Source organism: Amycolatopsis sacchari, assembly GCF_900114035.1.
Classification (GTDB): Bacteria; Actinomycetota; Actinomycetes; order Mycobacteriales; family Pseudonocardiaceae; genus Amycolatopsis_E; species Amycolatopsis_E sacchari.
Genome location: NZ_FORP01000001.1, coordinates 45872 through 71703, shown reverse-complemented (window position 1 = coordinate 71703; position 25832 = coordinate 45872). Strand labels below are relative to the sequence as shown.

The window sequence follows — 25832 nt, the reverse complement described above, 5'->3', positions numbered from 1 at the left end:
GGTGAAGGGAAAACGATCTTCAGGATGTTCCGGGTGCTCTTCTACCAGCCGGAGATTCCGCCCAACACGGGCAACGCGATCCGCCTGTCCGCGAACACCGGCGCGGAGCTGCACCTGGTCGAGCCGCTCGGGTTCGCCTTCGAGGACAAGCACCTGCGGCGGGCCGGGCTGGACTACCACGACCTCGCGCACGTGCGGGTGCACCCGGACCTGGACGCCGCGTGGGAGGCGCTGCTGCCCGCGAACGTGTACGCCTTCAGCGCCCGCGCCGAGCACCGGTACACCGACGTCGCCTACCAGCCGGGCGACGTGCTGCTGTTCGGCCCGGAGTCGGTGGGCCTGCCCGACGAGGTGCAGCACGCCCCGCAGGTCACGAAGCGCGTGCGGCTGCCCATGCGCCCCGGCTCGCGCTCGCTGAACCTCGCCAACACCGCTTCCATCGCTCTGTACGAGGCGTGGCGCCAGCACGACTTCAGCGGCGGCGCGTGAGGCTCAGGGCAGCCGCTGTCCCAGGAACAGCGCGCTGCCCGCCGCGACGATGAGCGCCAGCGTGCCCAGTACGACCCAGGGGCGGCTGGCGTCGGCCTCCTTGAGCTCGTAGCCGATCTGCTCGCCGAGGTCCTGGTAGACCTCCTTGAGCTGCTCGGCCGAGCCCGCCTGGTAGAAGTCCCCGCCGGACAGGCGCGCGACCTCCTGCAGCGAGCCGTCGTCGACGTCCACCGGGACCTCGCGGCCGTCGATCGTGACGGTGCCGTGGTTGGTGCCGAAGGAGATCGTGGAGATCGGCACCTGCTCCTTCTTCGCCTCCTCGGCGGCGGTGAACGCGCCGCGCGGGGCGTAGAGGTCCTCGGGCACGGTCTGCTTGCCGTCGCTCATCAGCACGATCCGCGCGGGCGGCGGCCCCTCGGCCCCGCCGACGACGGCGGAAAACCCTTGCACCGCCTGCAAAGCGGCGAAGATCCCCTCGCCGGTCGCGGTGGACTGGGCGAGCTTGAGGTTGTCGATCGCCGCCACGACGCTCTGCCGCTGCGTCGTCGGCGCCACGAGCACCGTCGCGGTGCCCGCGAACGACACCAGCCCCAGGTTGATGCCCGGCGTGAGCCCCTGCGCGAACTGCGTCGCCGCGTCCTGCGCCGCCTTGATGCGCGTCGGCTTGACGTCGGTGGCCTCCATGGACAGCGAGACGTCCACCACCAGCATCACGGTCGCCCGGTTGCGCGGCACCTTCTGCTCCGCGGTGGGACCGGCGAGCGCGACCGTGAGCAGGATCAGCGACACGATCAGCAGCACCGCGGGCACGTGCCGGGGCCAGCCCTGCGCCTTCGGCGCGACCCGTTCCAGCAGCGCCAGGTTCGAGAACCGCATCGTGCGCTTGCGCCGCGCCCGCTGCGCGAGCACGTAGCCCACGGCGACCGCCGCGACCACGATCAGCAGCAGGAACCACCACGGGGCGCTGAACCCGGTGAAACTCACGCCGCGCCTCCCGACCACCGCCGCTTGCGGGCGACGACGAAGCGGACGGTGTCGGCGATCCAGTCCGAGTCGGTGCGCAGGGTCAGCTGCGCGGTCCCGGCCTGCCGCAGCGCCCGCGCCACCTGGTCGCGGTGCGCCTGCGCGGCGGCGGCGAACTCGCGGCGCAGCAACGCCGACGCATGCACCTCGCGCTGCCGCCCGGTTTCCGGGTCGGCGAGCACGATCGTGCCGACCTCGGGCAGGTCCACGTCACGGGGGTCGAGCACCTCGACGGCGATCAGGTCGTGCCGCGCGGCCAGCGCGCGCAGCGGCCGCTGCCATTCGGTGCCGCCGAGGAAGTCCGACACGACCACGACGAGCCCGCGCCGCCGCGGCGGACGGCGCAGTTGTTCGAGGATCGCCGAGAGATCACCGCGCGTGCCCTCGCCGGCGCGGGGCAGCTCGGCGATCTTGCGCAGCAGCCCGCGGGTGTGCGCCCGGCCGCCGCGCGCGGGCACGCGCACTGTTTCGGCGCCGTTGGACAGCACCGCGCCGAGCCGGTTGCCGCCGCCCCCGGTCAGGTGCGCGATGGCGGCGACGGCGCACAGCGCCAGGTCCCGCTTCTCGCACAACGCGGTGCCGAAGTCGAGGCTCGCGGACAGGTCCACGGCCACCCACGTCTCCAGCTCGCGGTCGGCCACCGTCTCGCGGATGTGCGGCGTCGTCGTGCGCGCCGTGACGGCCCAGTCCATGCGGCGCACGTCGTCACCGGGCTGGTACGGCCGCGCCTCCCCCGGCTCCGAACCGGGCCCCGGCACGAGGCCGAGGTGGTTGCCCTGCAGCAGCCCGTCGAGCCGGTGCCGCACGTCCAGCTCCAGCGTGCGCAGCCCGGCCTCCAGCCGGTCCCCGCGCAGCACGGGCGGCGCCCACGCGGGCCGCTTTCCCCTGTCCTCGCCAGCCACTAAGTTCTCCCGGCAGCTTTTGTCGTGGCCGTCAGCTCGCACCGCCGCGGGTTCTGAGGCGGCTTCTCGCGAGGACAGCTCGAACGTGGTGAATTGGCATTCATGAGTTCGAGATCCCGGAGTGAGGGGCCGCCTCAGGTTCCGCTACCCGCACCGCTACGCAAGCCAATCCCACCATTTCCTAGTAACCCGCGGCTCCCATGTGGGCGGGCTGGCCGCCGGGACCGGCCTGAGGACGGGCCGAAACCTGCGGCAGCGGCACGGTCTGCAGCACGCGGTTGACGATGTGGTCCAGCGGCACCGCGTCGGCGAGCGCGTCGTAGGACAGCACGAGCCGGTGGCGCAGCACGTCGGGCACGACGTCGACCACGTCCTGCGGCAGCACGTAGTCACGGCCGCGGACAAGCGCGAGCGCCCGCGCGGCGGCGATGATGCCGAGGCTCGCGCGGGGCGAGGCGCCGTAGGACACCCAGCCCGCGACGTCGGTCAGGCCGTGCTCGGCCGGGGTGCGGGTGGTGAGCACGAGCCGCACGACGTAGTCGACCAGCGCGTGGTGCACGAACACCTGCGACGCGACGCCCTGCAGCCGCACGAGTTCCGCAGGGCTGAGCACCTGCTGCGGCTCCGGCGGGGTCACCCCCATCCGGTAGATGATCTCGCGCTCCTCCTCCGCCGACGGGTAGTCGACGACGATCTTGAACAGGAACCGGTCGCGCTGCGCCTCCGGCAGCGGGTACACGCCCTCGTTCTCGATCGGGTTCTGCGTGGCGAGCACCAGGAACGGGTCGGGCATCGGGAACGTCTTGCCGCCGATCGACACGTGCCGCTCGGCCATCACCTCGAGCATCGCCGACTGCACCTTCGCCGGGGCGCGGTTGATCTCGTCGGCCAGCACGAAGTTCGCCACCACCGGGCCGAGCTCGACGTCGAAGCGCTCGCTGCCCTGCCGGTAGATGCGGGTACCGAGGATGTCGGCCGGCACGAGGTCCGGGGTGAACTGCACGCGCGAGAAGGTGCCGCCGACCACGCGCGCGAACGTCTCGACCGCGAGGGTCTTCGCGACGCCGGGCACGCCTTCCAGCAGCAGGTGCCCCTTGGCCAGCAGGCCCACCAGCAACCGCTCGACCAGCCGGTCCTGCCCGACGATCACGCGCTTGACCTCGAACACGGTGCGTTCCAGCAACTGGCCGTCGGTGGCCGGAGTCGCGGCCTGCTGCCCGTTCGTGCCCTCGGCGTAGCCGGGCTCGGTCACGGTTCCCTCCTCGCTTGCGTTCGCCTCTCCCGTGCGACCGTATCGGTAGTACACCCCGGCGGTGGTGTGAGGGCTGTGAGCTTCACGAATGCCGTAGTCGATCTTCCGGCGTGTCGATGTCCGCGGCCTCCCCGGCGTGCTCCGGGACCCCGGTGACGTCGAGCGCCCCGAGCGCCGACCGCAGCGGTGCTCCGGCGGGTTCGGCGGGCAGCACCGCGCGCAGCCGGGCGGTCCGCCACACCCCGAGCAGCCACTGGCGGCGTCCGCCCGCGTCGACGACCACGGCCCCGTCGTGCGTGCCGAGCGCGGCGACAAGCCGGTCCACTGTGGACGGCGTCACCGCGGCGAGGTCCCCCGCCAGCACGGCGACGAGGTCCGGCCGCTCCAGCACGGCCAGCCCGGCCGCGAGCGCGGCCAGCGGCCCGCCGCCGGGCGGCTCCTCCCGGGTCCAGCGCACCCCGGGGATCCCGCCGCGTTCGGGCCCGACCACGACGACCGGGTCGGCTCCGGCGAGTGCGTCGACCGCGTGTCGCAGCAAGGGTTTCCCGCCGACCGGCAGCATCGGCTTGTCCACTCCGGACAGCCGCCGCGCGGCACCGCCGGCGAGCACGATCCCGGCGAGCGTGCTCACAGCAGGCTCAGCACGGCGTCGGCGAACGCCTCCGGCGCCTCCTGCGGCGCGTTGTGCCCGATCCCCGGCAGCAGGCGGTGTTCGTAGGCGCCGGTGAAGTGCTCGCGCTCCTGCGGGTCCAGCGGCCCGCCGACGCCGTCGGCCCCGCTTTCCAGGACCACCGTGGGCACGGGGATCGGCGGTCGCGCGGCGATGAGGTCCTCCAGCTCCTGGTACCGCGGATCCCCCTCGGCGAGGCCGTAACGGTGCCGGTAGGAGTGGATCACCACGTCCACGAAGTCGGGGTTGTGCAGGCTGGGCGCGCTGGCGGGGAACGCCCCGGACGCGCCCGCCCACGTGGGCGACCACGTGCGCCACAGCAGTTCGCACAGCTCCTCGCGGTTGCACTCCAGCCCCCGGCGCCCGCGCTCGGAGTGGAAGTAGTACTGGTACCAGAAAGTGCGCTCCACGTCCGGTGGGGCGGGCTCGCCGGAAGCCGCGATGTCCTGGACGTTGTAGCCGTCCACGGTCACCAGCCCCCGCGCGCGGCCGGGCCGCAGCGCGGCGACGAGGCACGCGGCCCTGCCACCCCAGTCGTAACCGGCCAGCACCGCGTCGTCCAGCCCCAGGGCGTCCAGGAAGTCGAGCAGGTCCTGGGCGAGCGCGGCCTGCTGACCGGACCGCGGCGTGGTGGCGTCCCGGAACCGCGTCGGGCCGAAGCCCCGCAGGTACGGCGCCAGGACGAAGGCGCCGCGGTCGGCGAGGACGGCTGCCGCGTCGTCGAACGCGCGGACGTCGTACGGGAAGCCGTGCAGCAGCACCACCGGCACACCCCCGGGCTCGCCGGTGTACTCGTACGCCACGTCCAGCACAGGCGTGCGCACGCTGCCGGTGGAGGAGAAGGTCATGCGCCGATCATGGCACGCGCGACCGCGCCGCTCAGCCCACCAGGCGCGTCGCGTACGGCAGGATGTCGCCGTACCGCACGGGCGCGACACGCACCGCCAGCCCGGACTGCGGCGCCTCGATCATCATCCCGTTGCCGAGGTACAGCGCGACGTGGTGGATGCCGCTGCGGCCCCAGAACAACAGGTCCCCGCGCCGCATCTGCGACAGCGGCACCTTGCGGCCCGCGTCGTACTGGTAGCCGCTGTAGTGCGGCAGCGACACCACGCCCGCGTAGGCGTAGATCATCAGGCCGGAGCAGTCGAACCCGATCTTGCGGTAGTCGCCGTAGGCGTCGGCCACCCCGCCGTCGCGGATGCCGCGCGTCGGGCCGCTCGCGTTGCCGCCGCCCCACGCGTACGGCACCCCGAGCTGGGACATCGCGCGCGCGATGGCGCGTTCGACAGCCGACGACGCCGAACCCGACACGGGCCGCGAGCTGCCGCCACCGCCACTCCCGCCGCTGCCCTTGCTCGCGGCGAGCGCGGCCTGCCGCGCCTGTTCCTCCTCCTCGCGCTGCTTCTGCGCGAGCCAGTCCTGGTACCGCTGGCGCTGCCCCTGCAGCCCCGCGACACGCTGCTGCGCGGCGTAGAGCTGCTCCTCGACACTGTTCCTGCTCGCCTCGAGGCTCGCGGCCTGCGCCGCCTGGTTCTGCTGCGCCCGCACGGCCGCGGCCTGCGCGGCGTCGGCGGCCTGCCTGGCCTGCTCGGCCTCCGCCTGCTTCTGCCGCGCCCGCTCCAGCGCGGCGCGCGCCGCGGCGTCCTTGTTGGACTTGTCGGTCTGCGCCTGCTCCATCAGCTCCAGCGCGTTGAGCTGGCTCCCGCTGACCGAGGACAGCAGCTGCGCGCGGGCGAGCAGGTCCTGCGGGCTGCTCGACCCGAGGTAGGCGGAGATGGAGCCGATCGTGCTGCCCTGCTGGTAGCTGCCCGCGATGAAGCCGTCGAGCTGCTGCCGGGCCGTCTCGATCTGGGCCGCGGCGGCGTCGGACTCGCGGCGGGCAGCGTCGGCGTCGGCCTGCGCCTGGTCGGCCGCGTCCTGCGCGGTCTGCTGGTCGACCAGCGCCTTGTTGGCCTCCTCCATCTTCAGCTCGACCTGGGCCTGCAGGTCCGACAGCCGGGACTCGGCCTCGGCGAGCTGGTTGGTGAGCTGGCCGACCTCGCCCGCCTTCGCGTTGGCCTCGGCCTGGCCCGCCTTGATCTCGGAGTCGCTCGGGTTGGGCGGCGGGGGCGGCACGGCCACGGCGGTACCCGCCACGCCGAACGCGACGGCCAGCGCCAGCGTCGTCGCGGCCGTCCACCGGGACACCCGCGCGGCCAGGATCGCGCGCACCCGCCACCTCCGTCTCGCCGGTTCAACTCCGCACACTTGTGTCACAGATGTATCAGAAATCCCACGAGACACTTCACCCGCACGTGCAACAATTCCCCGCTTGGGGGACCCTTTTCAGCCGATCCGGCGTCCCACCGAGGAGATCCGGCAGGAAAGGGGTACGGCGATGACCGGCTTGCGGCGCGGACTTCCGTGGCTCGCCTCGGCGGGGCTGGTGGTGACCGTGCTCGGCACGTTCCTGCCGTGGTTCCACTCCGGAGGTGTCCAGCGCCACAGCTACCAGACGGCCGACGCGATCGCGCGCCTCGTGCTGGTGGACAGCGCTTTCCTGCGCACCGCGCTGCGCCTCTGGCTCGGCGTGCCGCTGCTGGCGGCGGTGTGCCTCGGCCTGTTCGCGCTGGGTTTCGCGCGCACGGCCGCAACACTGACGGCCCTGCTCGCGATATCCGTGGGAACCGTCGCACTGCTCGCCACCGTCCGAAGTGGTGGGACGGACGGGCTGATCGGCATCACGCCGACCGGTCCCGTCACCACACTGGCCGGCGCGGGCGTCGCGCTGGCCGGTGCGCTCGGCACGTTCGCGGTCCGTGCCCGGCGCAGCCACCCACCCGTGACAGCGAGAACTGGGGGACACCCGTGACCACACCCGGCCAGCCCGGCTGGCAGCAACCACAGCAGCCGCAGCAGCCAGGCTGGCAGCCGTACCCGCAGCAGCCCGGCTACCCCCAGCAGGCCTATCCCCCGCCGGGTTACGGCCAGCAGCCGGGCTACGGCCAGCTGCCGGGGTACGGCGAACAGCCCCAGCCGCCGCGCAAGGGCCGCCGCTGGCTGATCGTCGGGCTGGTGGCCGCGCTGGTCGTCCTCGCGGGCGGCGGCACGACCTGGTACCTGCTGGCGCAGCAGGGTTCCGGCGCGGCGAGCCCGACCGAGGCCGCGCTGAAGCTGACCAGCTCGCTCGGCAGCGGTGACCTCGTCGGCGTGCTCGACAGCCTCGCCCCGGCCGAGGCCGCGCTGTTCACGGACCCGGTGAAGGACGCGACGAGCGAGCTCAAGCGCCTGCAGGTGCTCGACGGGAACGCCGATCCCAACGCGCTGTCCGGCGTCGGAGTCCAGACGCAGAACCTGACGTTCGACGAGGCGGGCGCGCAGCGGGTCAACGACCACGTCACGATCACCAAGCTGACCGGTGGCACGCTCACGATCACCAGCGACTTCGGCAAGCTGCCGCTGGCGAAGCAGTTCCTCGACGCCCTGCCCGGCACGCCGGACGCCGGGCCGCACACCGAGACCATCGACATCGCCAAGGAGGTCCGCGAAAGCGGCGAGCCGGTGCGGATCGCGACGGTCCAGGTGGACGGCGAGTGGTACCCGAGCCTGCTGTACACGATCGCCGACTACGCGTTGCGGGAAGCCGGCCAGCAGTGGCCTGCGACGTCCATCCCGGCGAAGGGCGCCGCCTCCGCGAACGACGCGGTGAAGGAGCTGGTGCAGGCCGCGCTGGACGCCGATGTCCAGCGCGTCATCGAGCTGCTGCCGCCGGACGAGATGGGCGTGCTGCACGACGCCGGCCCCGCGATCCTCGCGGCCGCCGAGGGCGAGACCGAGCCCACCGGCGCCCAGCTGCTCGACCTGCGGACGCAGACCTCCCCCGTCACCGGCGGCACCCGCGCGACCGTGACGTCGCTGAAGCTGCGGGACCCGTCCGGCGAGGAGTACAGCGTCACGAAGGACGGCGACTGCTACGAGGTCAGCGGTGAGGGCCGCACGCAGAAGATGTGCGCCGACGACCTCGCCGAGCAGATCGAGAGCGAGGCCGGTTCGCTGCCCTCCGACGTGCGGGAGGTCCTGCGCCACCTCAGCGGCGGCATCCTCAAGCAGGGCATCGGCGTCGTGACCACCGAGGTGAACGGGAAGCACTACGTCAGCCCGCTGCGCACGCTCACCGAGCAGGGCATGACCGTGCTGCGCAGCCTGGAGCCCGGCGACTTCACGAAGCTGCTGAAGCTGGCCCAGTAACGCTCACAGCACCACCTTCTCGTCGGTGACGACCGTGCGCACGGAGTCGAGGTCGATGAACTTGCCCTCGTCCGGGTGCACCCGCTCGCGGTAGTTCGCCGACGAGAAGAACGCGTCGTGGTCGGCCCAGCTGTCGAACCAGATCTCGGTGACGCCGTCGTACGCCGGGCTGGGGTAGCCCGGCGCGGGCACCGGATGGGAAACGGTGTAGCGCCGGACGTACTGCCGCGTCTCGGGGATGGAGGTGAACAGCGGGGCGTGGTGCTCCCGGTGGTACGCGACGAACTCCTCGGGGGTCATCCCCGGGACGCGGTTGACCAGGTACACGAACTTGATCATCGGCTTCCCCTTCTCGTGGTGCCTGTGCTGACCTGGCTACGCTAAAAGTTGACATCCATGTCAAAGGCAAGCCCGGGTGACGGAGGGCACAGGGGACGCGATGCGGATCGGTGAGTTGTCGAGGCGGACCGGCGTGAGCCAGCGGTCGCTGCGCTACTACGAGCAGCAGGGCCTGCTGGCCAGCGTGCGGGCGCCCAGCGGGCAGCGGCACTACGACGAGGAGCACGTCCGGCGCGTCGAGCTCATCCAGGCGTTCCTGTCCGCCGGGCTGCCCAGCCAGACCATCGCCGAGATGGCCCCTTGCATGGCGGAACCCAGCAGGCCCAGGGCCGAGTTCGCGCTGGCGGCCATGGAACGTGAACGGGAACGGCTCTCGCACGCGATCGCCAGCCTCACCGCCGCCCGCGACGCGCTGGACGAGCTGATGGACGCCAACCGGAAGTACCTCGCGGAGCACGGCTGAAGTCACAGCGTGGCGGGGGCGTGTCGGCCTTGCCAGCAAAAAAGGACAAGCGTACTGTTTGGCTCGTAGCAAGCCTGCACGTCCCCGCGTATGCGGACGCCGCACGCGTGCGCGAGACTCGCTCAAAAGACCCGACTGACGACCGGGACGTCGCCACGGCACCACCCAGGCGGCGCCCCAGCCACTGGAGACAGACGTGACCGCACCAGCCAGCAAGGACAGCTTCGGCGCCCGGGACACCCTGCAGGTCGGCGACGCCTCGTACGAGGTGTTCCGCCTGGACAAGGTGCAGGGCTCCGAGCGGTTGCCCTACAGCCTCAAGATCCTGCTCGAGAACCTGCTGCGCACCGAGGACGGCGCGAACATCACCGCCGAGCACATCCGCGCGCTCGGCGGCTGGGACGCCACCGCGGACCCCTCCATCGAAATCCAGTTCACGCCCGCGCGCGTGGTGATGCAGGACTTCACCGGCGTGCCGTGCGTGGTGGACCTGGCGACGATGCGCGAGGCGGTCACCGACCTCGGCGGCGACCCCGACAAGGTGAACCCGCTGGCGCCCGCCGAGCTGGTCATCGACCACTCGGTGATCATCGACGTGTTCGGCCGCGCCGACGCCTTCGAGCGCAACGTCGAGATCGAGTACGAGCGCAACCGCGAGCGCTACCAGTTCCTGCGCTGGGGCCAGAACGCGTTCGAGGAGTTCAAGGTCGTCCCGCCGGGCACCGGCATCGTGCACCAGGTCAACATCGAGTACCTGGCGCGCACGGTGATGTCGCGCAACGGCCAGGCGTACCCGGACACCGTCGTCGGCACCGACTCGCACACCACGATGGTCAACGGCCTCGGCGTGCTGGGCTGGGGCGTCGGCGGTATCGAGGCCGAGGCCGCGATGCTCGGCCAGCCGGTGTCGATGCTCATCCCGCGCGTCGTCGGCTTCAAGCTGACCGGGGAGATCCCGGCCGGCGTGACGGCCACCGACGTCGTGCTGACGATCACCCAGATGCTGCGCAAGCACGGCGTGGTCGGCAAGTTCGTCGAGTTCTACGGCGAGAGCGTCGGCGCGGTGCCGCTGGCCAACCGCGCCACGATCGGCAACATGAGCCCCGAGTTCGGCTCGACCGCGGCGATCTTCCCGATCGACGAGGAGACGCTGCGCTACCTGAAGCTGACCGGCCGCTCCCCCGAGCAGCTGGCGCTGGTCGAGGCCTACGCCAAGGAGCAGGGCCTGTGGCACGACCCGTCGCACGAGGCCACCTACTCCGAGTACCTGGAGCTGGACCTGTCGACGGTCGTGCCGTCGATCGCCGGCCCGAAGCGCCCGCAGGACCGCATCGAGCTGTCGAAGGCCAAGGAGAGCTTCCGCACCTCGCTCGCCGACTACGTGCCCGCGGAGGTCACCGGCAGCGCCGAGCGCAAGCCGGGCGTGCCGCAGCAGGAGCAGCCGCAGGGCGTGCTGTCCGGTGTGGACGAATCCTCGTCGGAGTCCTTCCCCGCCAGTGACGCGCCCGCGTACGCGGCTTCCGCGAACGGTGGCGACGAGCCGCAGCAGCCGCACGGCCACGCCGAAGGCCGCCCGTCGAAGCTCGTGACCGTGAAGTCGGCGGAGCGCGGCGAGTTCCAGCTCGACCACGGTCACGTCGTGATCGCCTCGATCACCTCGTGCACCAACACCTCGAACCCGTCGGTCATGCTGGGTGCCGCGCTGCTGGCCCGCAACGCGGTGAACAAGGGCCTGTCGGTCAAGCCGTGGGTCAAGACGTCGATGGCGCCGGGCTCGCAGGTCGTCACCGACTACTACGAGAAGGCCGGGCTCTGGCCGTACCTGGAGAAGCTGGGCTACCACCTGGTCGGCTACGGCTGCACCACGTGCATCGGCAACTCCGGCCCGCTGCCCGAGGAGATCTCGGCCGCGGTGCAGGAGAACGACCTGAGCGTCGTGTCGGTGCTGTCGGGCAACCGGAACTTCGAGGGCCGGATCAACCCCGACGTCAAGATGAACTACCTGGCCTCGCCGCCGCTGGTGATCGCCTACGCGCTGGCCGGCACGATGGACTTCGACTTCGAAACCCAGCCGCTGGGCCAGGACGAGCAGGGCAACGACGTGTTCCTGCGCGACATCTGGCCGTCGCCGCAGGAGATCCAGCAGACCATCGACTCGGCGATCACGCAGGAGATGTTCGCCAAGGACTACGCCGACGTGTTCGACGGCGGCGAGCGGTGGAAGTCCCTGCCCACCCCGGAGGGCAAGACCTTCGCGTGGGACGCGGAGTCCACCTACGTCCGCAAGCCCCCGTACTTCGAGGGCATGCAGGCCGAGCCGTCGCCGGTCGAGGACATCGCCGACGCGCGGGTGCTGGCGCTGCTGGGCGACTCGGTGACCACCGACCACATCTCGCCGGCGGGCGCGATCAAGGAGGACTCCCCGGCCGGGAAGTACCTCAAGGAACACGGCATCGAGCGCAAGGACTTCAACTCCTACGGTTCGCGGCGCGGCAACCACGAGGTGATGATCCGCGGCACGTTCGCCAACATCCGGCTGCGCAACCTGCTGCTGGACGGCGTGCAGGGCGGGTACACCCGCGACTTCACGCAGGAGGGCGGCCCGCAGGCGTTCATCTACGACGCGGCGCAGAACTACGCGCAGGCCGGCATCCCGCTGGTCGTGCTGGGCGGCAAGGAGTACGGCTCGGGCTCGTCGCGCGACTGGGCGGCCAAGGGCACCCGGCTGCTGGGCGTGCGCGCGGTGATCGCGGAGTCGTTCGAGCGCATCCACCGGTCGAACCTGATCGGCATGGGCGTCATCCCGCTGCAGTTCCCGGAGGGCGAGTCGGCGGCGTCGCTGGGCCTGGACGGCACGGAGACGTTCGACATCGCGGGCATCACCAAGCTCAACGAGGGCGAGACCCCGCGGACGGTGCACGTCACCGCGAGGAAACTGGCGGACGACGGCACTGAGTCTTCCAAGGTGGAGTTCGACGCGGTCGTCCGCATCGACACCCCCGGTGAGGCGGACTACTACCGCAACGGCGGCATCCTGCAGTACGTGCTGCGCAAGATGACGCGCGCCTGATCTCCTCGGGCGGAAGCGCCGCGGGCCCTGGTGGCCCGCGGCGCTTTTCTTTTGCCACCCGCCGGTGTCGAATCGGGGCGCGCCCCGTTCGTCTAGGAGGGCAGGAGGTGGTACCGCATGAAGTACCTGATGTTGTTCTGCGAGACCGAACAGTGGGAGAAGGACTGGGAGGCGATGGACGAGGCCGAGCGCGAGGCCGCCGGGGCGCGGGTGATGGCGTGGCTGGCGGAGCACTCGGACCGGATCACGCACCGGGCCAAGCTCGCCGAACCGGACACCGCGACCTCGATCCGCCTCGGCGGGGGTGAGCCCGTGGTCACGGACGGCCCGTTCGTCGAGGGCAAGGAGGTCGTCAGCGGGTACGTCGAGGTCGACGTGCCCGACCTCGACGAGGCGCTGCGGATGGCCCGCGGCTGGCCGGGCTGCCCGCTCGTCGAGATCCGGCCGATCGCCTTCTGAGACCGGTGCCGGACGCGGAGGACACGCTGGCCCGCGTGGTGCGCGACCACGCGGGCCGGCTCGCGGCCGCGCTCGTCGAGCTGCTGGGCGACTTCGCCGCCGCCGAGGACGTCGTGGCCGACGCGGTGCTCACCGCGCTCGAACGCTGGCCCGCGGAGGGCATCCCGGACCGGCCGGACGCCTGGCTGTTCACCGTCGCCCGGCGCCGGGGCCTGGACGTGCTGCGCCGCCAGGCCCGGCTGCGCGACAAGCTCGCGCTGCTGGCCGATCCCGGGCCGCCGGACCCGGCGGAGAAGCTGCGGCTGCTGTTCACGTGCTGCCACCCGGCGCTCGCGCCGCAGGCCCGGGTCGCGCTGACGCTCAAGACCGTCTGCGGGCTGACCACGGCCCAGCTCGCGCGGGCGTTCCTGGTGCCGGAGCCGACGATGGCGCAGCGGATCACGCGGGCGAAACGCAAGATCACCGCGGCCGGGATCCCCTACCGCCTGCCGGCGGACGACGAGCTGGGCGAGCGGCTCGACGGGGTGCTGCGGGTGATCTACCTGCTGTGCAACGAGGGGTACCTCGGCACCACGCAACCGCACTCCCGCGACCTTACCGCCGACGCCGAGTGGCTGGCGGCTTCGCTGGCGGACCTGATGCCCCGTGAGGCGGAGGTGCTGGGCCTGCTCGCCCTCATCCGGCTGCACCGGGCGCGAGTGGCCGGGCGGTTCGACGCGGACGGCGGTCTGTTGCTGCTGCGGGACCAGGACCGCAGCCGCTGGGACCGCGAGGCGATCGACTCGGCGATCCGGCTGCTCACGCGCGCCGGACGGCTACGGCGGCCCGGCCAGTACCAGCTCCAGGCGGCGATCGTGGCGTGCCACGCGGAGGCCGCCCGCTGGGAGGACACGGACTGGCCCCAGATCGTGCTGTTGTACGAGCTGCTGCTGCGCTACGCGCCCTCCCCCGTGACCCGGCTGCACCGCGCGATCGCCTTGCGGTACACGAAGGGTGTGGCTGCCGCACTGTCCGAAGTGGACGCGATCCCGGATCTGGACCGCTACCACCTCTTCCACGCCACGCGCGCCGAGCTGCTGCGGGAACTCGGCCGCCACGAGGAGGCCCGTGACGCCAATCTTCGCGCCCTCGCGCTGACGGCCAACCCGGCGGAGCAGGACGTGCTCACCCAGCGACTGCGCTGGTGAGCGGGGAGGAGCCCGGCGAGGGGGCCGTCAGCTCTGCCGCGCCGGCGGGTTGGCGACGATCCTGCGGGGCCGGAGCACGATCGTGAACCGCTCGTCGCCGAGGACCCTCGGTTCCCTGCCGTACGCCTCCGTGAAGCGCTTGAGATCCGCGAAGTCGGTGTCGGCGACCAGCTCGGCCTCGGCGCGGACTTCCAGTGTGCGGAAGGGGTTGGCCGGGTCCATCAGGAAGAAGGTGCACGACGGGTTCGCCCGCAGGTTCTTGATCTTCTGCCGGTCGGCGGTGGAGGAGAGCTTGAGCAGCCCGTCGCGGTCGACGAGGTACCAGGCCGCGGTCGACTGCGGGCGGCCGTGCCGGTCGATCGTGGTCAGCACCGCGGTGCCCGGAGCCGTCAGCAGGTCGTGATGGCTGGCAGGGACGATGTCCAGAATTCCACGACCGGTGTCCGCCATGTGTCCTCTCCTCCGCGCAACGCCGATGATCATTTGAATCTTCACGCGACTATAGCCCTGTCACGTGAATCTTCAAGTCACGCTCCCCCGCCCCTATGCTTGACCGCATGACCGGCGACCGAAGCACCGGGGCGACGGTCCCGCGCTGGCTCGACGACGAGCAGCTCGCCACGTGGCGGATGCTGATGAGCTTCGTCGCCCGCCTGCCGACCGCCCTGGAGTGCCAGCTGCAGCAGGACTCGCAGCTGCGCTTCCTGGAGTACTACGTCCTGGCGGTGCTGGCCGAGCAGCCGGAACGCCGGATGCGGATGAGCAGGCTCGCGGTGCGCACGCACTCCGAGCTGTCCCGCCTGTCCCACCTCATGGCCCGGCTGCAGGCACGTGGTTTCGTGGACCGGGAACCGGATCCGCGCGACGGGCGGTTCACGCTCGCCATCCTCACCGACGCCGGTTTCGCCCAGCTGGCCGGCGCGGCTCCCGGCCATGTCGCCCGCGTGCGGGAGCTCGTCATCGACGCGCTCCAGCCGGAGGAGCTGTCGGCGCTGGCCGGGATTCTCAGCAAGCTGCACGCGCGCCTGATGCCGGACCACCGCGACGCGGCGGACCACGGCTGACGGGAAGCGCCGGGCCGCGCCCGCAGTCGCCGGCGCTGCCGCAGCCACTCCACCACGGCTCCTCGCCGGCCGGCACCACCGCGCGGAACTTCGGCAGGGACCAGCGACTGCGCTGGTGAGACGGCGAAGCGCCCTCCCACCGGGAAGGTGGAAGGGCGCTTCTGGGGGATTGGACTTCAGCGCACCACGGCGCCCGTCTTCGGGTCGAGCTGCACCGCGGGAGCGCGGTGGCCGAAGAAGTCGAGCATGTTCCACAGCCCGCCGGCGCGGGTGTCGAACGACGTGCCGCCGACGCGGCCGGTGAACCAGTTGTCCTCGATGAACTGCAGCACCGACGTCTGGTCGGTCCGCGTGTGGTCGACGAAGTTCGTCTTCGCGAACGGCGAGACCACCAGCAGCGGCAGGCGCGGGCCGTAGCCGCAGCGGTCGGCGTAGCCGCCCAGCTCCGTCTTCTTGCCCGTGCACACCGCCGAATCGTTCGACGCGTCGTGCGAGCCGTTCACGACCTTGCCGTCCACGTGGTCGTACCAGCCGTCCGAGTCGTCGTAGGCGAGCACGATCGCCGTCGACGCCCAGTCCTTCGAGTGCTGGATCTTGTTGATCTCGCTGACCACGAACTGCTGCTCGTCGAGCGGGTCGGAGTAGCCGGCGTGCCCGTCCTGGTACTCCGGCGCCTTGAGGAAGCTCACCGCGGGCGTGTTCCCGGCGGCCAGCGCGGCGTCGAAGTCGGTCAGGTCGTACTGGTGGTTGGCCTGGTCGGTCTGGCCGATCGCGGCCACCGAGCTCGGCGGCAGGTGCTTCTCGTTCGCCGTCGACTTGTAGTACTGGAACGGCTCGTGGTGCGGGCTGTAGTCCACCGCCGAGATGCCGCCGACGTTCTGGTGCGACGCGCCGCAGACCGCGTAGCCGTTCTGGGTCCCGGTCGGCCGGAAGCCGCCCTGGAACCAGCCCCACGTGACGTGCCGGTCGTTGAGCAGGTCACCGATGTTGCGGCCCTGCATGACGCCCAGGTTGTCGCTCGCGGTGTGGTTCTTGTCGGAGCAGTCGTCGTAGGCCGGGTCCGGGTCGTTGATGACCGTGCCGACGCCGTTGCGGTCGGGCGAGGCCACCACGTAGGAGTCGCTGACCGGCTTGTGCGTCACCGGGTCGACGGCCTGGATCCCGTGCGTCTGCCCCGAAATCAGGTTGATCGCGCCGGGCGTGGAGGGGCCGAACACCGTGTTGAACGAGTTGTCGCTCATCGCGTAGTGCTGGGCGTAGTTCCACATGCCGGTGACGGTGTTGCCGTCGTAGTAGTCCATCACCAGGCCCGGCTCGCCGAACAGGATCGGCTGCCCGGTGCACTTGTCCGTCTCGGTGTTCTCGACGAACTTGTCCATCTTGCCGCCGTCGAACGCCTTCTGCTCCGCACCGTAGTTGTGGTTCTGGTCGCAGGTGAGCGCCTGGCTCGGGGACAGCCGCTTGGGGTTGTAGGCGTTCGGGTTGTCGGTGAGCAGCTTCTTGTCGAGCCCGTCGACCTTCGGCGTGTTCTTCGCTGCGGTGAACGGCGTGCCGTCGGTGTTGGCCGCGTTCGGGTAGGTGCCGAAGTAGTGGTCGAACGAGATGTTCTCACCGAAGATCACCACGACGTGCTTGATGGGCGTCGCGGTGGGCAGCCAGTCGGCGTGCTGCGCCTGCAGCGGCTGCGCGTCGGCGCCGCCGACCGCGGTCGTGACGGCGACGGCCACACCGGCCGCCGTCAGCACGGCTCCGGCGCCGAGCAGCGTCCGCTTGCGGCGCCACCGGCCGAAAGCTCTGTCCACAGTGTCCTCCTGGAGTGGTGGGAGCGGGTTTTCCCCGGTCAGGCCAGCAAGGCCCGGCCGAAGAAGTCTTCTGGCCCGGCGACGCCGGGGAGCGCGAAGAAGTAGCCGCCGCCGAACGGGGAGATGTAGTCGGTCAGCGGTTCGTCGATCAGTCGCGTTTGGACGGCCTCGAACTGGCGCGCGATGTCCTGCTGGTAGCAGGTGAAGATCAGGCCCATGTCGAGGTTGCCGTTGGTGTCGATACCCCGGTCGTAGTTGCACGACCGGCGCAGGATCCGGCTGGCGTCGGTGTCCGCGGTGCGCGGGTTGGCGAGCCGGATGTGGCTGGTCAGCGGGATGACGGTCCCGGTGGGGTCCTCGGCGTACCGCGGTTCGTCGGTTTCGCGGGCACCGTCGAGCGGGGCACCGCTGTCGCGGCGGCGGCCGAACATGTTCTCCTGCTCGGACAGCGAAACCCGGTCCCAGAACTCGACGAGCATGCGGATCAGGCGGATCACCTGGTAGCTGCCGCCCGCCGTCCACGCGGGCTCGCCGGCGCCCGCCCAGACCAGCCGGTCCAGCTCCCCGTCAGTGGGGTTGGCGATGCCGTCCTTGAAGCCCATCAGGTTGCGGGGCGTGCCCTCGGGGCGCGGCGGGGAGCTGAACCCGTTGATGCGCCAGCGGAGTTGCATCACTCCCCTGGTCGCGCGGGCGAGGTCACGCAGCGCGTGCACCACGGTGTCGGCGTCGCTCGCCGCGAGTGCCAGGCTGAGGTCGCCGTGGCACTGGGTCTCGTCGAGCGCGTCGTTGGGGAACATCTTCATCGGCGTGAGCTTCGCGGGTTTGCGGTCGCCTAAGCCGTAGCGCTCGTCGAACAGCGAAGCGCCGACGCCGAGGGTCACGGTGAGGTCCCCCGCCGGCACGGTCGGGCCGAGCACGCCGGAGTCGGCGGGCGGGGCGGTGATGCCGACGGCGGTCGGCGAGCCGCCGCTCGTCAGGAACCTGGCGCGGTCGGTGATCGCGCGGAACAGGTCGGTGAGCTCGGCGCGGTTCTCGGCGATGACGTCGAACGCGGCCACGATCGACTGCGGCGCCGGTGGGCGCAGGATCCCGGCCTGGTGCGTGCCGTGGAACGACCACGTCGTCGGGGAGGCCGTCGCGGTGCCCGTGCCCACCGCGGCGGCGGTGGCTCCGGCGCCGAGCACGGCGCCCCGCAGGAAGGTGCGGCGGTTCGGGGTCACGGGACCCGCCTCGGTTCGGTGATGGCGGCGATCGGGGCGAGCCGCTCGACGAGCCCGCTCACCGCGCCGTCGATCTTCTCGCGCTGCTCGCGGGACAGCTGCGTGACGGGCGTCCAGGTGCCGTCGGGCCGCTGCGCGGTGTGGAGCGCACGGTCGGTGCGGTCGAGCCAGGTGTCCACATCGGACATCGGCATGCGCGGGGCCAGCACCGGGCGCAGGACCGTCAGCACCTCGCGGGTGCCGTCGAGGTTGGCCAGCGCCGTGGCGAGCGTGGTCCCGCTGCCGTAGTCGGTGCGGCCGGTGAGTTCGAACTGCAGGGTGTTCTCCAGGATCTCGTGGGCGCGCAGGCCCAGGTCGTTCGGGTCGACCTGCAGGGTGGGCAGGTCGGTGCGCAGCTGGTGCACGTCGGCGTCGAGCTGGTCGGCGACGGGGGCCAGCGCGGCGAGGTCCTCGTTGTGCCACAGGCCGTTTTCGAGGCGGTGGAAGCCGGTGAAGCCCTCGTCGGCGGTGCCGCCGGGCAGGCCGTCGGCCGTGCCGTTGATGGCGCCGTCGGAGTCGCCGAAGGCGTCGTACGCGGCGCCCAGGCGTTCGTAGGTGAGGTGCGCGGTGAGCCAGGCGGCCTCGCTGCCCGCGCGGTCGCCGCGGTGCACGGCGTCGCGGAGGGCGTCGGCCTGCCCGGCCAGCGTGTCGAGGCCCGTCGCGACGTAGGCCTGGTAGTCGCGCAGGGGGCCGAGCAGGTCGTTGCGGCTGACCGGCACGACGGCCGGTCCGGAGCGGTCGTCACCGCCCGTGATGGTGACGCTGGGGCCGGTGATCGGGTCGGTCTCCTCGGGCGTGCACCGGAAGGCGTAGACGCCGTTGCCGAGCGTGACCTGCAGCGTCCTGGTGGTGCCGGGGCCGAGGCCTTCGACCTCGCCGTAGACGGTACCGGTGGTCGGGTCGACGAGGTCGGCCTCGGCGGTGACGGAGCCGGTGTTGTGCACCTGGAAGGACTGCACCCCGGGGCGCGGATCGGTCCAGCCCTGTCCGCAGGAGGAGCGGGAAACGGTGATCACCGGGTCGCCCGGGGCCGCGGCGGGCGTGCCCTGCCAGGCCAGGAAGACCACTCCCCCGACGACGACCACTACCCCCGCGAGCACCACGCCCACAAGCCAGCGCGACACCGTGCTCCTATCGCTCGAACGGCTGACAACTGCGAGCGGAGCGTAAGCGCCGGAAGTGAATTTCAGCCGTCCGCGAGGGGGTCCCGCGAGAGGTTCAGCGGATGTTCACCCGGGGTTTCTCGCATTACCGTCCAAATCGGATATACGCGACGTCCCGGGGTGGCGGGGAATGGCCGCGCTGCGGGGAGCAACCGTGCCCGCCCGGCGGGGTCGGGCGCCGAAGGGTACGACGCAGCTCGGCCACACGCGCCACCATCGGAACCAGTGGCGGGCACCGGCGGGAAGCGACCCCAGCAACCCCCCGACTCGCCCACACGCCACCCCCGAAAACACCGGTGCCCCGGCCACACGGGCCGGGGCACCGGAACAACAACCTCAGCGCCGTTCGAGGATGAACAGCGGCAGCTCGCGCCCCGCGACGGACCGCTCCATCGCGTACCCGGGCCAGAACTCCAGCACCTCCCGCCAGAGGGACTCGTACCGCTCGCCCGTCACCTCGGTCGCCAGCACCGGCACGCGCTGCCTGCGGACCTCGACCGTCGCCTTCGGTTCGGCACGCAGGTTCCGCGCCCACTGCGGGTCGTCCGGTTTGCCCCAGTTCGAGGCGATCAGCACGTACCGGTCCCCGTACGGGAAGTAGAGCAGGTTCACGCTGCGCTCCAGCCCGCTCTTGCGGCCGATGGTGGTCAGCCGCATCGACGGCAGGCTCGCCAGCCCGAGCAGCGACACGCGCCCGCCGGTCAGCCGGTACAGCCGCTTGTCGAGCGGAGGCACGACCTTCGCCGCGCGCATGAACCACGGCTGGGACGCGAGCCAGAGTGCGATACGAGGTAACGGGTTCACCGGGCTATTCGATCACCCCTCACGAACCGCCCTGGACAGGGACACCCCGAAGCGGCGTTCCGCGTCGGTCCACCAGCGTTCCACCGCGAAGCCGCTCTCCGCCAGCTCGGCCGCGACACCACCGGCCCGGAACTTCGCCGAGATCTCCGTGCGGATGTACTCGCCCTCGGCGAAGTGCACCGTCATCCCCGCGCCGGGGATGTGCACGGTCGTCTCCTCCGTGGCCCGCAGCCGCATCTCGATCCACTCGCGCTCGGCGTCCCAGTACGCCTCGTGCGCGAACCCGCCCGGGTCGAAGTCGGCGCCGAGCAGGTCGTTCACCACGCGCAGCATGTTCCGGTTGAACTCGGCGGTCACCCCGGCCGCGTCGTCGTAGGCGCGCACCAGCGTCTCCGGGTCCTTGACGAGGTCGGTGCCCAGCAGCAGCCACTCCCCCTCGGCCAGCACGGCCCGGACCGAGCGGAGGAACTTGATCCGCTCGGCGGGCAGGAAGTTGCCGATCGTGCCGCCGAGGAACGCGACGAGCCGCGGCGGCTCACCGGGCAGCAGGCCGAGGTCCTCGGTGAAGTCGCCGACGACGCCGTGCACCTCCAGACCGGGGTAGTCGGCCCGGATCGCGGCCACCGCCTCGTCGAGCGCCGAGGCCGACACGTCCAGCGGCACGAACGTGCGCAGCGTGCCGTGGGCACGCAGGCCGTCGAGCAGCAGGCGGGTCTTCTCGCTCGACCCGGACCCCAGCTCGACGAGCGTGCTGGCGCCGGTGACGCGGGCGATCTCACCCGCCTCGCGGGCCAGCGTCTCGCGTTCGGCCCGCGTCGGGTAGTACTCCGGCAGCCTGGTGATGTCCTCGAACAACGCGCTGCCGCGGGCGTCGTAGAACCACTTGGCGGGCAACCACTTCTGCGCCGCCGAGAATCCGGACCGGACGTCGGTGCGCAGGGCTTCCGCGCGGTCGCTCATGACAGGGCACTCCGATCAGCGTCGAGGGGGATGAGGTCGGCCGCGCCGGCGCGCGCGACGACGGCGTGGCCTTCGGGCACCGGTGTCCAGTCCGGGCCGGGATCGGTCGGTTCGGAGGCGACCACCACCGCCCCGTCGCGCACCCGGTACGACAGCGCGTGGGTCCAGGCGGTGGCCACCAGGGTCTCGCCGTCGGTGAGCAGCAGGTTGAGCCGCGAACCGGGCGCGGCCCGTTCGGTGCGCAGGACGAGGTCGGTGACGGCCTGCACCGGGTGCTCCCCCGCCCGCAGCCGCTCCCGCAGCAGCGCCCACAGCACGGCGGAATCCGTGGGCGCCTCCAGCGTGAGCAGGTCGGCGACCGGCAGCTTGCCCGCCAGCGCGGTGAGCGAGCCGGGCCAGCCGGTGACCCGCCCGTTGTGGCTGAACGCCCACGGCCCGTCGACGAAGGGCGCGCACGCGCCCTCCGCCAGCGGCATCCCGACCGTGCCGTTGCGCACCGCCGCCACGAACGCGCCCGAGCGCACCGACCCGGCGAGCACGGGCGCGTCGTCGTCCGTCCAAATCGGACTCGCCCGCCGGTACCGCACCGGCGTGCCGCCGCTGTACCACGCGAAGCCGAAGCCGTCGGCGTTCACCGTGCCGCCGCCCCGCATGTCCGCGGGCGCGTAAGACTGGTGCAGCAGCGAATGCGGCGCGCCGAACACCAGCTCGGCAGGCGAGACCGGCGGTCCGAGGTACGCGAGGTGCCTACACACCCTCGGCGTCCCTCGCGCAGCGGAACCCGGAGAAGATCTGCCGCCGGATCGGGTAGTCCCAGTTGCGGAACGTGCCGCGGATCGCCGCCGCGTCCGTGCCGAACGAGCCGCCCCGCAGCACCTTGTACTCCGGTCCGAAGAAGACCTCCGAGTACTCGCGGTACGGGAACGCGGCGAACCCCGGGTACCCCGCGAAGTCGCTGCTCGTCCACTCCCAGACGTCGCCGATCAGCTGGTGCACCCCGAGCGCCGAGGCTCCCGCCGGGTACGCACCCGCCGCCGCCGGGCTCAGGTGGACCTGGCCGAGGTTGGCGTGCTCCGGCTTCGGGTCCTCGTTGCCCCACGGGTACCGCCGCGACTGCCCGGTCGCCGGGTCCCAGCGGGCGGCCTTCTCCCACTCGGCTTCGGTGGGCAGCCGCTTGCCCGCCCACCTCGCGTACGCCTCGGCCTCGTAGAACGACACGTGCACCACCGGCTGGTCGGCGGGCACGGGCTCGTGGACGCCGAACCTCGTGCGCCACCACCCGCCGGGCTCCCGCCGCCAGAACCGGGGCGCCGTGATGTCGTGCGCGGTGCGGTACTCCCAGCCCGCGTCGCTCCACCACCGGCGCTGGTCGTAGCCACCGGCGTCGAGGAACTCGAAGTACTGCCCGTTGGTGACCGGCGTGGTGTCGATGAAGAACGCGGGCACGTCGACCTCGTGCGCGGGCCGCTCGTTGTCCAGCGCCCACGGTTCGACGCTCGTGCCCATCAGGAACGGCCCGCCGGGCACCAGCACCTCTTCGGGCAGCGAGCCCGTGCGGCGGCCCGGCGCGGCCGGCGCGTGCAGCACGGGCTCGCCCCGGCGGAGCTGGTGGGTGGCCAGCATCGTCTCGTCGTGCTGCTGCTCGTGCTGGGTGATCATGCCGAACGCGAACGCCGCCTCGGTGAGCCTGCGCCCGCTCAGCGGCGCCTTTTCCAGCACCTCGAACGCCTTCGCCCGCACCTCGCCCACGTACTGGCGCGCCTCGGCGGGCCCGAGCAGCGGCAGCGAGGGCCGGTCCGCGCGGGGGTGCTGGAAGGCGTCGTACAGGTCGTCGATGTCGGGCCGCAGCGGCTCGCGGCCGCCGACGTCCCGCACCAGCCAGAGCTCTTCCTGGCTGCCGATGTGCGCGAGGTCCCACACCAGCGGGGACATCAGCTTCGAGTGCTGGCGCACCAGGTCCTCGTCGTCCACCGCGTCGGTCAGCGCGGTGCTCCGCTCCCGCGCGCGGGTGAGCGCCAGCGCCGCGTGGTCACGCAGCTGCTCGGCGCTGCGTTCCTCGAACCCGCTCGGGGCCTCGGTCAGGATCTCGGTCACGTCGGTCATCCCCTTCCGGCGTGCACCAGCCGCTGCACGCCGTCGCTGATCTCGTGGATCTTTCCGGGCGGCAGCCCCGTGGCCGGCAGGTGCGCACAGCCCAGGTCCGCCACTTTCCGCGCCACCGCGGCGATCTCGCGGTCACGCAGCCCGTCGCGCGCGGCGCGCTCCCACGCGTCGGGGACGGGTTCGCACAGCGCCAGTACCTCGTCCACAGTGGAGGGACGGGCGAGCAGTGCGGTCAGCAGTGCCACCGGGTGCAGCCAGCGGTCGCCCGGCTGCGCGTCCAGGTAGCGCACCTCCAGGTAGCCGTGCGGGCGCACCGGGGTGAACATCGTCGTGAGGTGGTAGTCGAGGTCGTCCGTCGTCGGCGGGGCGAGCAGCCCCGCGGCGCCCCGCCCGGCCACCCAGTCGGCGAAGGTGAGCCCGTCCGGCGCGTCCCACGGCCCGTCCTGCCGCCGCACCAGCAACAACGGGGTGTCCATCATGCGCCGGGCCCACGTCGCGGGCGGATCGTCCGACGGCGGCGTGGCGAACGTGCGGGCGTGCTCGGTGTCGAGCACCGCCTGCCAGCGCGCCGACGCCAGGCCGGTGTCCCGGCCCGCGTGCCGCGGCGAGTTGGCGAACAGGGCCAGCAGCGGCGGGCCGAGCGCGTGCACGGCCGCCCAGCGGGCGGGCAGTTCGTCGCTTTCCCCGCTGTCGACGCAGATCTGCAGCCCGGCGGTGCTGCACATCATGGTGATGCCGCCCGGCCCCAGCGGGGCGAACCGGCGCTCCATGGTGGCGTAGCGCGGAGTGGTGAGCAGCCGGGCCGGCGGGCGGAACGGGTCGATCCCCGTTTCGCCGAGGGCGAACCCGGCGCGGGCGAGCAGATCGGTCAGGTAGGTGAGATCGGCGGAGACGACGCGGTCGAGGTCCCGCAGCGATTCCTGCGGGAGCGCGGAGATCTCCACCTGGCCGCCCGGTTCGAGGGTGAGCGGCGAACCGGCGGGCAGCGGCAGCGCGGGGCTGCCGGGGACGAGCGTGCTGGGCGCGTGCGCGCCGAGCGCACGGGCGAGATCGGGGGCCTGCAGTGGTTTCCGGGGATCGTCGGCGTAGTGGACGGTGTACTCCAGCTCGACCCCCAGCAGTCTCGGAGGGCCGTGCTTGAAGCACACCGACGCGACGTAGGCTTCGCCGGCGGCACGATCGGAGACGACCTTCGCGGCCACTCCGTTCGCACCTCCGGCGGGCCCCGGGACGTGGCGAACCGTGGTCATGTCACACCTGCTTCGTCAGGAGGATCACTCGGGTTCGGACGCTACACGCGCGGTACGACAATTTCAGGCGCCGCGAGACGGACACAGTACGTACGTACGGATTGCGTAAGAACTACCGCGCGTGACACGATCAGCGAATGCCACGGGTGAGCCAGGATCATCTCGACGCGCGCCGGCGCCAGATCCTCGACGGTTCCCGCGTGTGCTTCGCCAGGTACGGCTACGAGGGTGCCACGGTGCGGCGGCTGGAGGAAGCCACCGGCCTGTCCCGCGGCGCGATCTTCCACCACTTCCGCGACAAAGAGTCCTTGTTCCTCGCCCTCGCGGAGGAGGACGCCGCGCGGATGGCCGACGTCGTCGCCGCCCAGGGTCTGGTGCAGGTGATGCGGGACCTGCTCGGCGGCGGTGAGCACCCGGCGGACTGGCTCGGCACGCGGCTGGAGGTGTCGCGCCGGCTGCGCACCGACCCGGAGTTCCGCGCCCGCTGGGCGGAACGCTCGCGGCAGCTCACCGACGCGACGCGGCAGCGCCTGCTGCGCCAGCGCGAAGCGGGCAACCTCCGCGACGACGTGGACGTCGACGTGCTCACGTCGTACCTGGAGCTGGTGCTGGAGGGGCTCGTGTCGCACCTGGCGATGGGCCTGCCCGCCGACGACCTGGGCCCCGTGCTCGACCTCGTCGAAGAAAGCGTGCGCCGGCACCGCGTTCGTGCTTCGCTGGAGCCATGAACCTGCTCGACGCTCATGGGGAAGCGCTGCGGACGTTCGACCGGACGGTGCACCAGGTTCGCGAAGACCAGTGGGACGCGCCCACCCCGTGCACGGAGTGGACTGTGCGGGACCTGGTCAACCACCTGGTCTCCGAGCAGCTCTGGGTGCCGCACCTGCTGGCGGGACAGACGCTGGACGAGGTCGGCGACCGCTACGACGGGGACGTGCTCGGCGCGGATCCGGTCGGGGCGTGGGAGAAGTCCTCGGCCGCCGCGCGGGAGGCGTGGACCGAGCCCGGCGCGACGGACCGCCTCGTGCACCTGTCCTACGGCGAGGCGGACGCGACCGACTACGGCTGGCAGATGACGCTCGACCTGGCCGTGCACGCGTGGGACCTGGCGCGCGGGATCGCTGCGGCACAACCGATCCCGGAGGACGTGGCGGAGGCGCTGCTGACCACGATGGGCCCGCAGCTGGAGTCCTGGCAGGGCACCGGGATCTTCGCCGAAGCGGTGCCCGTGCCCGGCAGCGCGCCCGCCGCCGAACGGCTGCTCGGGCTCACCGGGCGCGACCCGCGGGGCTGACCTTCCCGCGAGGGACGCCCCGGCTGACCGGATCGCCCGGTATCATGGA

At 71.9% G+C, this 25832-nt stretch carries 26 protein-coding genes; 10 read left to right on the top strand and 16 right to left on the bottom strand.

Translation table 11 applies throughout. The annotated features are described in order from the left end of the window. Nucleotides 1-24: 24 nt before the first annotated feature. The gene (locus BMZ92_RS00395) at nt 25-489 is read left to right on the top strand and encodes a tRNA (cytidine(34)-2'-O)-methyltransferase (protein WP_091503444.1); all 465 of its coding nucleotides are present in this window, start codon (nt 25-27) and stop codon (nt 487-489) included. Between the two features lie 3 nt (nt 490-492). Here BMZ92_RS00395 and BMZ92_RS00390 read toward each other — a convergent pair whose 3' ends face one another. The 6 genes from BMZ92_RS00390 to BMZ92_RS00365 form a co-directional block, all read right to left on the bottom strand. Further along, nucleotides 493-1473 (bottom strand): VWA domain-containing protein, encoded by a 981-nt coding sequence (locus tag BMZ92_RS00390; protein ID WP_091503443.1) that lies wholly within the window; start codon nt 1471-1473, stop codon nt 493-495. Continuing rightward, the gene (locus BMZ92_RS00385) at nt 1470-2414 is read right to left on the bottom strand and encodes a DUF58 domain-containing protein (RefSeq protein WP_091503441.1); all 945 of its coding nucleotides are present in this window, start codon (nt 2412-2414) and stop codon (nt 1470-1472) included. The genes BMZ92_RS00390 and BMZ92_RS00385 overlap by 4 nt, the downstream gene beginning before the upstream one ends. A gap of 181 nt (nt 2415-2595) precedes the next feature. Next, a complete protein-coding gene (locus BMZ92_RS00380; RefSeq protein ID WP_091503440.1) occupies nt 2596-3666 on the bottom strand; it encodes an AAA family ATPase in 1071 nt (356 codons plus the stop codon). A gap of 82 nt (nt 3667-3748) precedes the next feature. Continuing rightward, nucleotides 3749-4228 (bottom strand): molybdenum cofactor guanylyltransferase, encoded by a 480-nt coding sequence (mobA, locus tag BMZ92_RS00375; protein WP_425425783.1) that lies wholly within the window; start codon nt 4226-4228, stop codon nt 3749-3751. A 65-nt stretch (nt 4229-4293) separates the two neighbouring features. Then, entirely contained in the window at nt 4294-5184 is an 891-nt protein-coding gene (locus BMZ92_RS00370) for an alpha/beta fold hydrolase (protein WP_091503437.1), read from the bottom strand. A 31-nt stretch (nt 5185-5215) separates the two neighbouring features. Next, nucleotides 5216-6541 carry an NlpC/P60 family protein gene (locus BMZ92_RS00365; protein WP_091504263.1) on the bottom strand — a complete coding sequence of 442 codons (1326 nt, stop codon included), beginning with the start codon at nt 6539-6541 and terminating at the stop codon, nt 5216-5218. Between the two features lie 175 nt (nt 6542-6716). Here BMZ92_RS00365 and BMZ92_RS00360 point away from each other — a divergent pair, with 175 nt between their 5' ends. Next, complete coding sequence (locus BMZ92_RS00360; RefSeq protein ID WP_091503435.1) at nt 6717-7190, top strand: hypothetical protein; 474 nt, start codon at nt 6717-6719, stop codon at nt 7188-7190. Continuing rightward, nucleotides 7187-8566: a flagellar basal body-associated FliL family protein gene (locus tag BMZ92_RS00355; RefSeq protein WP_091503433.1), complete on the top strand. Its 1380-nt coding sequence runs from the start codon at nt 7187-7189 to the stop codon at nt 8564-8566. Before BMZ92_RS00360 ends, BMZ92_RS00355 begins: the two co-directional genes overlap by 4 nt. A gap of 3 nt (nt 8567-8569) precedes the next feature. Here the strand turns inward: BMZ92_RS00355 and BMZ92_RS00350 are convergent, their stop codons facing one another. Further along, nucleotides 8570-8905, bottom strand: a complete 336-nt coding sequence (locus BMZ92_RS00350; protein WP_091503431.1) for an EthD domain-containing protein — start codon at nt 8903-8905, stop codon at nt 8570-8572. Nucleotides 8906-8981: 76 nt separating this feature from the next. Here BMZ92_RS00350 and BMZ92_RS00345 point away from each other — a divergent pair, with 76 nt between their 5' ends. The 4 genes from BMZ92_RS00345 (at nt 8982) to BMZ92_RS00330 (ending at nt 14084) form a co-directional block, all read left to right on the top strand. After that, nucleotides 8982-9368: a MerR family transcriptional regulator gene (locus BMZ92_RS00345; RefSeq protein ID WP_342743442.1), complete on the top strand. Its 387-nt coding sequence runs from the start codon at nt 8982-8984 to the stop codon at nt 9366-9368. Between the two features lie 196 nt (nt 9369-9564). Continuing rightward, complete coding sequence (locus BMZ92_RS00340) at nt 9565-12438, top strand: aconitate hydratase (protein ID WP_091503428.1); 2874 nt, start codon at nt 9565-9567, stop codon at nt 12436-12438. 117 nt (nt 12439-12555) lie between these two features. Then, nucleotides 12556-12897 carry a YciI family protein gene (locus BMZ92_RS00335; protein WP_091503426.1) on the top strand — a complete coding sequence of 114 codons (342 nt, stop codon included), beginning with the start codon at nt 12556-12558 and terminating at the stop codon, nt 12895-12897. A gap of 5 nt (nt 12898-12902) precedes the next feature. Then, the gene (locus BMZ92_RS00330; RefSeq protein ID WP_218153362.1) at nt 12903-14084 is read left to right on the top strand and encodes an RNA polymerase sigma factor; all 1182 of its coding nucleotides are present in this window, start codon (nt 12903-12905) and stop codon (nt 14082-14084) included. Between the two features lie 27 nt (nt 14085-14111). Here the strand turns inward: BMZ92_RS00330 and BMZ92_RS00325 are convergent, their stop codons facing one another. Next, the gene (locus BMZ92_RS00325; protein ID WP_091503423.1) at nt 14112-14534 is read right to left on the bottom strand and encodes a PPOX class F420-dependent oxidoreductase; all 423 of its coding nucleotides are present in this window, start codon (nt 14532-14534) and stop codon (nt 14112-14114) included. Between the two features lie 107 nt (nt 14535-14641). On the opposite strand from BMZ92_RS00325, the gene BMZ92_RS00320 reads away from it, so the two are divergent. Beyond that, entirely contained in the window at nt 14642-15148 is a 507-nt protein-coding gene (locus BMZ92_RS00320; protein WP_091504262.1) for a MarR family winged helix-turn-helix transcriptional regulator, read from the top strand. Between the two features lie 176 nt (nt 15149-15324). Here the strand turns inward: BMZ92_RS00320 and BMZ92_RS00315 are convergent, their stop codons facing one another. The 8 genes from BMZ92_RS00315 to BMZ92_RS00280 form a co-directional block, all read right to left on the bottom strand. Continuing rightward, the gene (locus BMZ92_RS00315; protein ID WP_091503421.1) at nt 15325-16950 is read right to left on the bottom strand and encodes a phospholipase C; all 1626 of its coding nucleotides are present in this window, start codon (nt 16948-16950) and stop codon (nt 15325-15327) included. 38 nt (nt 16951-16988) lie between these two features. Continuing rightward, complete coding sequence (locus tag BMZ92_RS00310) at nt 16989-18170, bottom strand: Dyp-type peroxidase (RefSeq protein WP_091503420.1); 1182 nt, start codon at nt 18168-18170, stop codon at nt 16989-16991. Further along, complete coding sequence (locus BMZ92_RS00305; protein ID WP_342743440.1) at nt 18167-19333, bottom strand: EfeM/EfeO family lipoprotein; 1167 nt, start codon at nt 19331-19333, stop codon at nt 18167-18169. The genes BMZ92_RS00310 and BMZ92_RS00305 overlap by 4 nt, the downstream gene beginning before the upstream one ends. A 375-nt stretch (nt 19334-19708) precedes the next feature. Beyond that, nucleotides 19709-20125, bottom strand: coding sequence for a nitroreductase family deazaflavin-dependent oxidoreductase (locus tag BMZ92_RS00300; RefSeq protein WP_091503416.1), 417 nt, complete (start codon nt 20123-20125; stop codon nt 19709-19711). Nucleotides 20126-20188: 63 nt separating this feature from the next. Further along, nucleotides 20189-21136: an L-histidine N(alpha)-methyltransferase gene (gene egtD, locus BMZ92_RS00295; protein ID WP_091503415.1), complete on the bottom strand. Its 948-nt coding sequence runs from the start codon at nt 21134-21136 to the stop codon at nt 20189-20191. Then, the gene (gene egtC, locus BMZ92_RS00290; RefSeq protein WP_091503413.1) at nt 21133-21891 is read right to left on the bottom strand and encodes an ergothioneine biosynthesis protein EgtC; all 759 of its coding nucleotides are present in this window, start codon (nt 21889-21891) and stop codon (nt 21133-21135) included. Before egtC ends, egtD begins: the two co-directional genes overlap by 4 nt. Beyond that, complete coding sequence (egtB, locus tag BMZ92_RS00285) at nt 21884-23239, bottom strand: ergothioneine biosynthesis protein EgtB (protein ID WP_091503411.1); 1356 nt, start codon at nt 23237-23239, stop codon at nt 21884-21886. The genes egtC and egtB overlap by 8 nt, the downstream gene beginning before the upstream one ends. Then, nucleotides 23236-24489 carry a glutamate-cysteine ligase family protein gene (locus BMZ92_RS00280; protein WP_091503410.1) on the bottom strand — a complete coding sequence of 418 codons (1254 nt, stop codon included), beginning with the start codon at nt 24487-24489 and terminating at the stop codon, nt 23236-23238. The genes egtB and BMZ92_RS00280 overlap by 4 nt, the downstream gene beginning before the upstream one ends. Nucleotides 24490-24626: 137 nt before the next feature. Between BMZ92_RS00280 and BMZ92_RS00275 the strand changes: the two genes are divergently transcribed. Further along, nucleotides 24627-25217, top strand: coding sequence for a TetR/AcrR family transcriptional regulator (locus BMZ92_RS00275; RefSeq protein ID WP_091503408.1), 591 nt, complete (start codon nt 24627-24629; stop codon nt 25215-25217). Then, a complete protein-coding gene (locus BMZ92_RS00270) occupies nt 25214-25783 on the top strand; it encodes a TIGR03086 family metal-binding protein (RefSeq protein WP_091503407.1) in 570 nt (189 codons plus the stop codon). Before BMZ92_RS00275 ends, BMZ92_RS00270 begins: the two co-directional genes overlap by 4 nt. Nucleotides 25784-25832 lie beyond the last annotated feature (49 nt).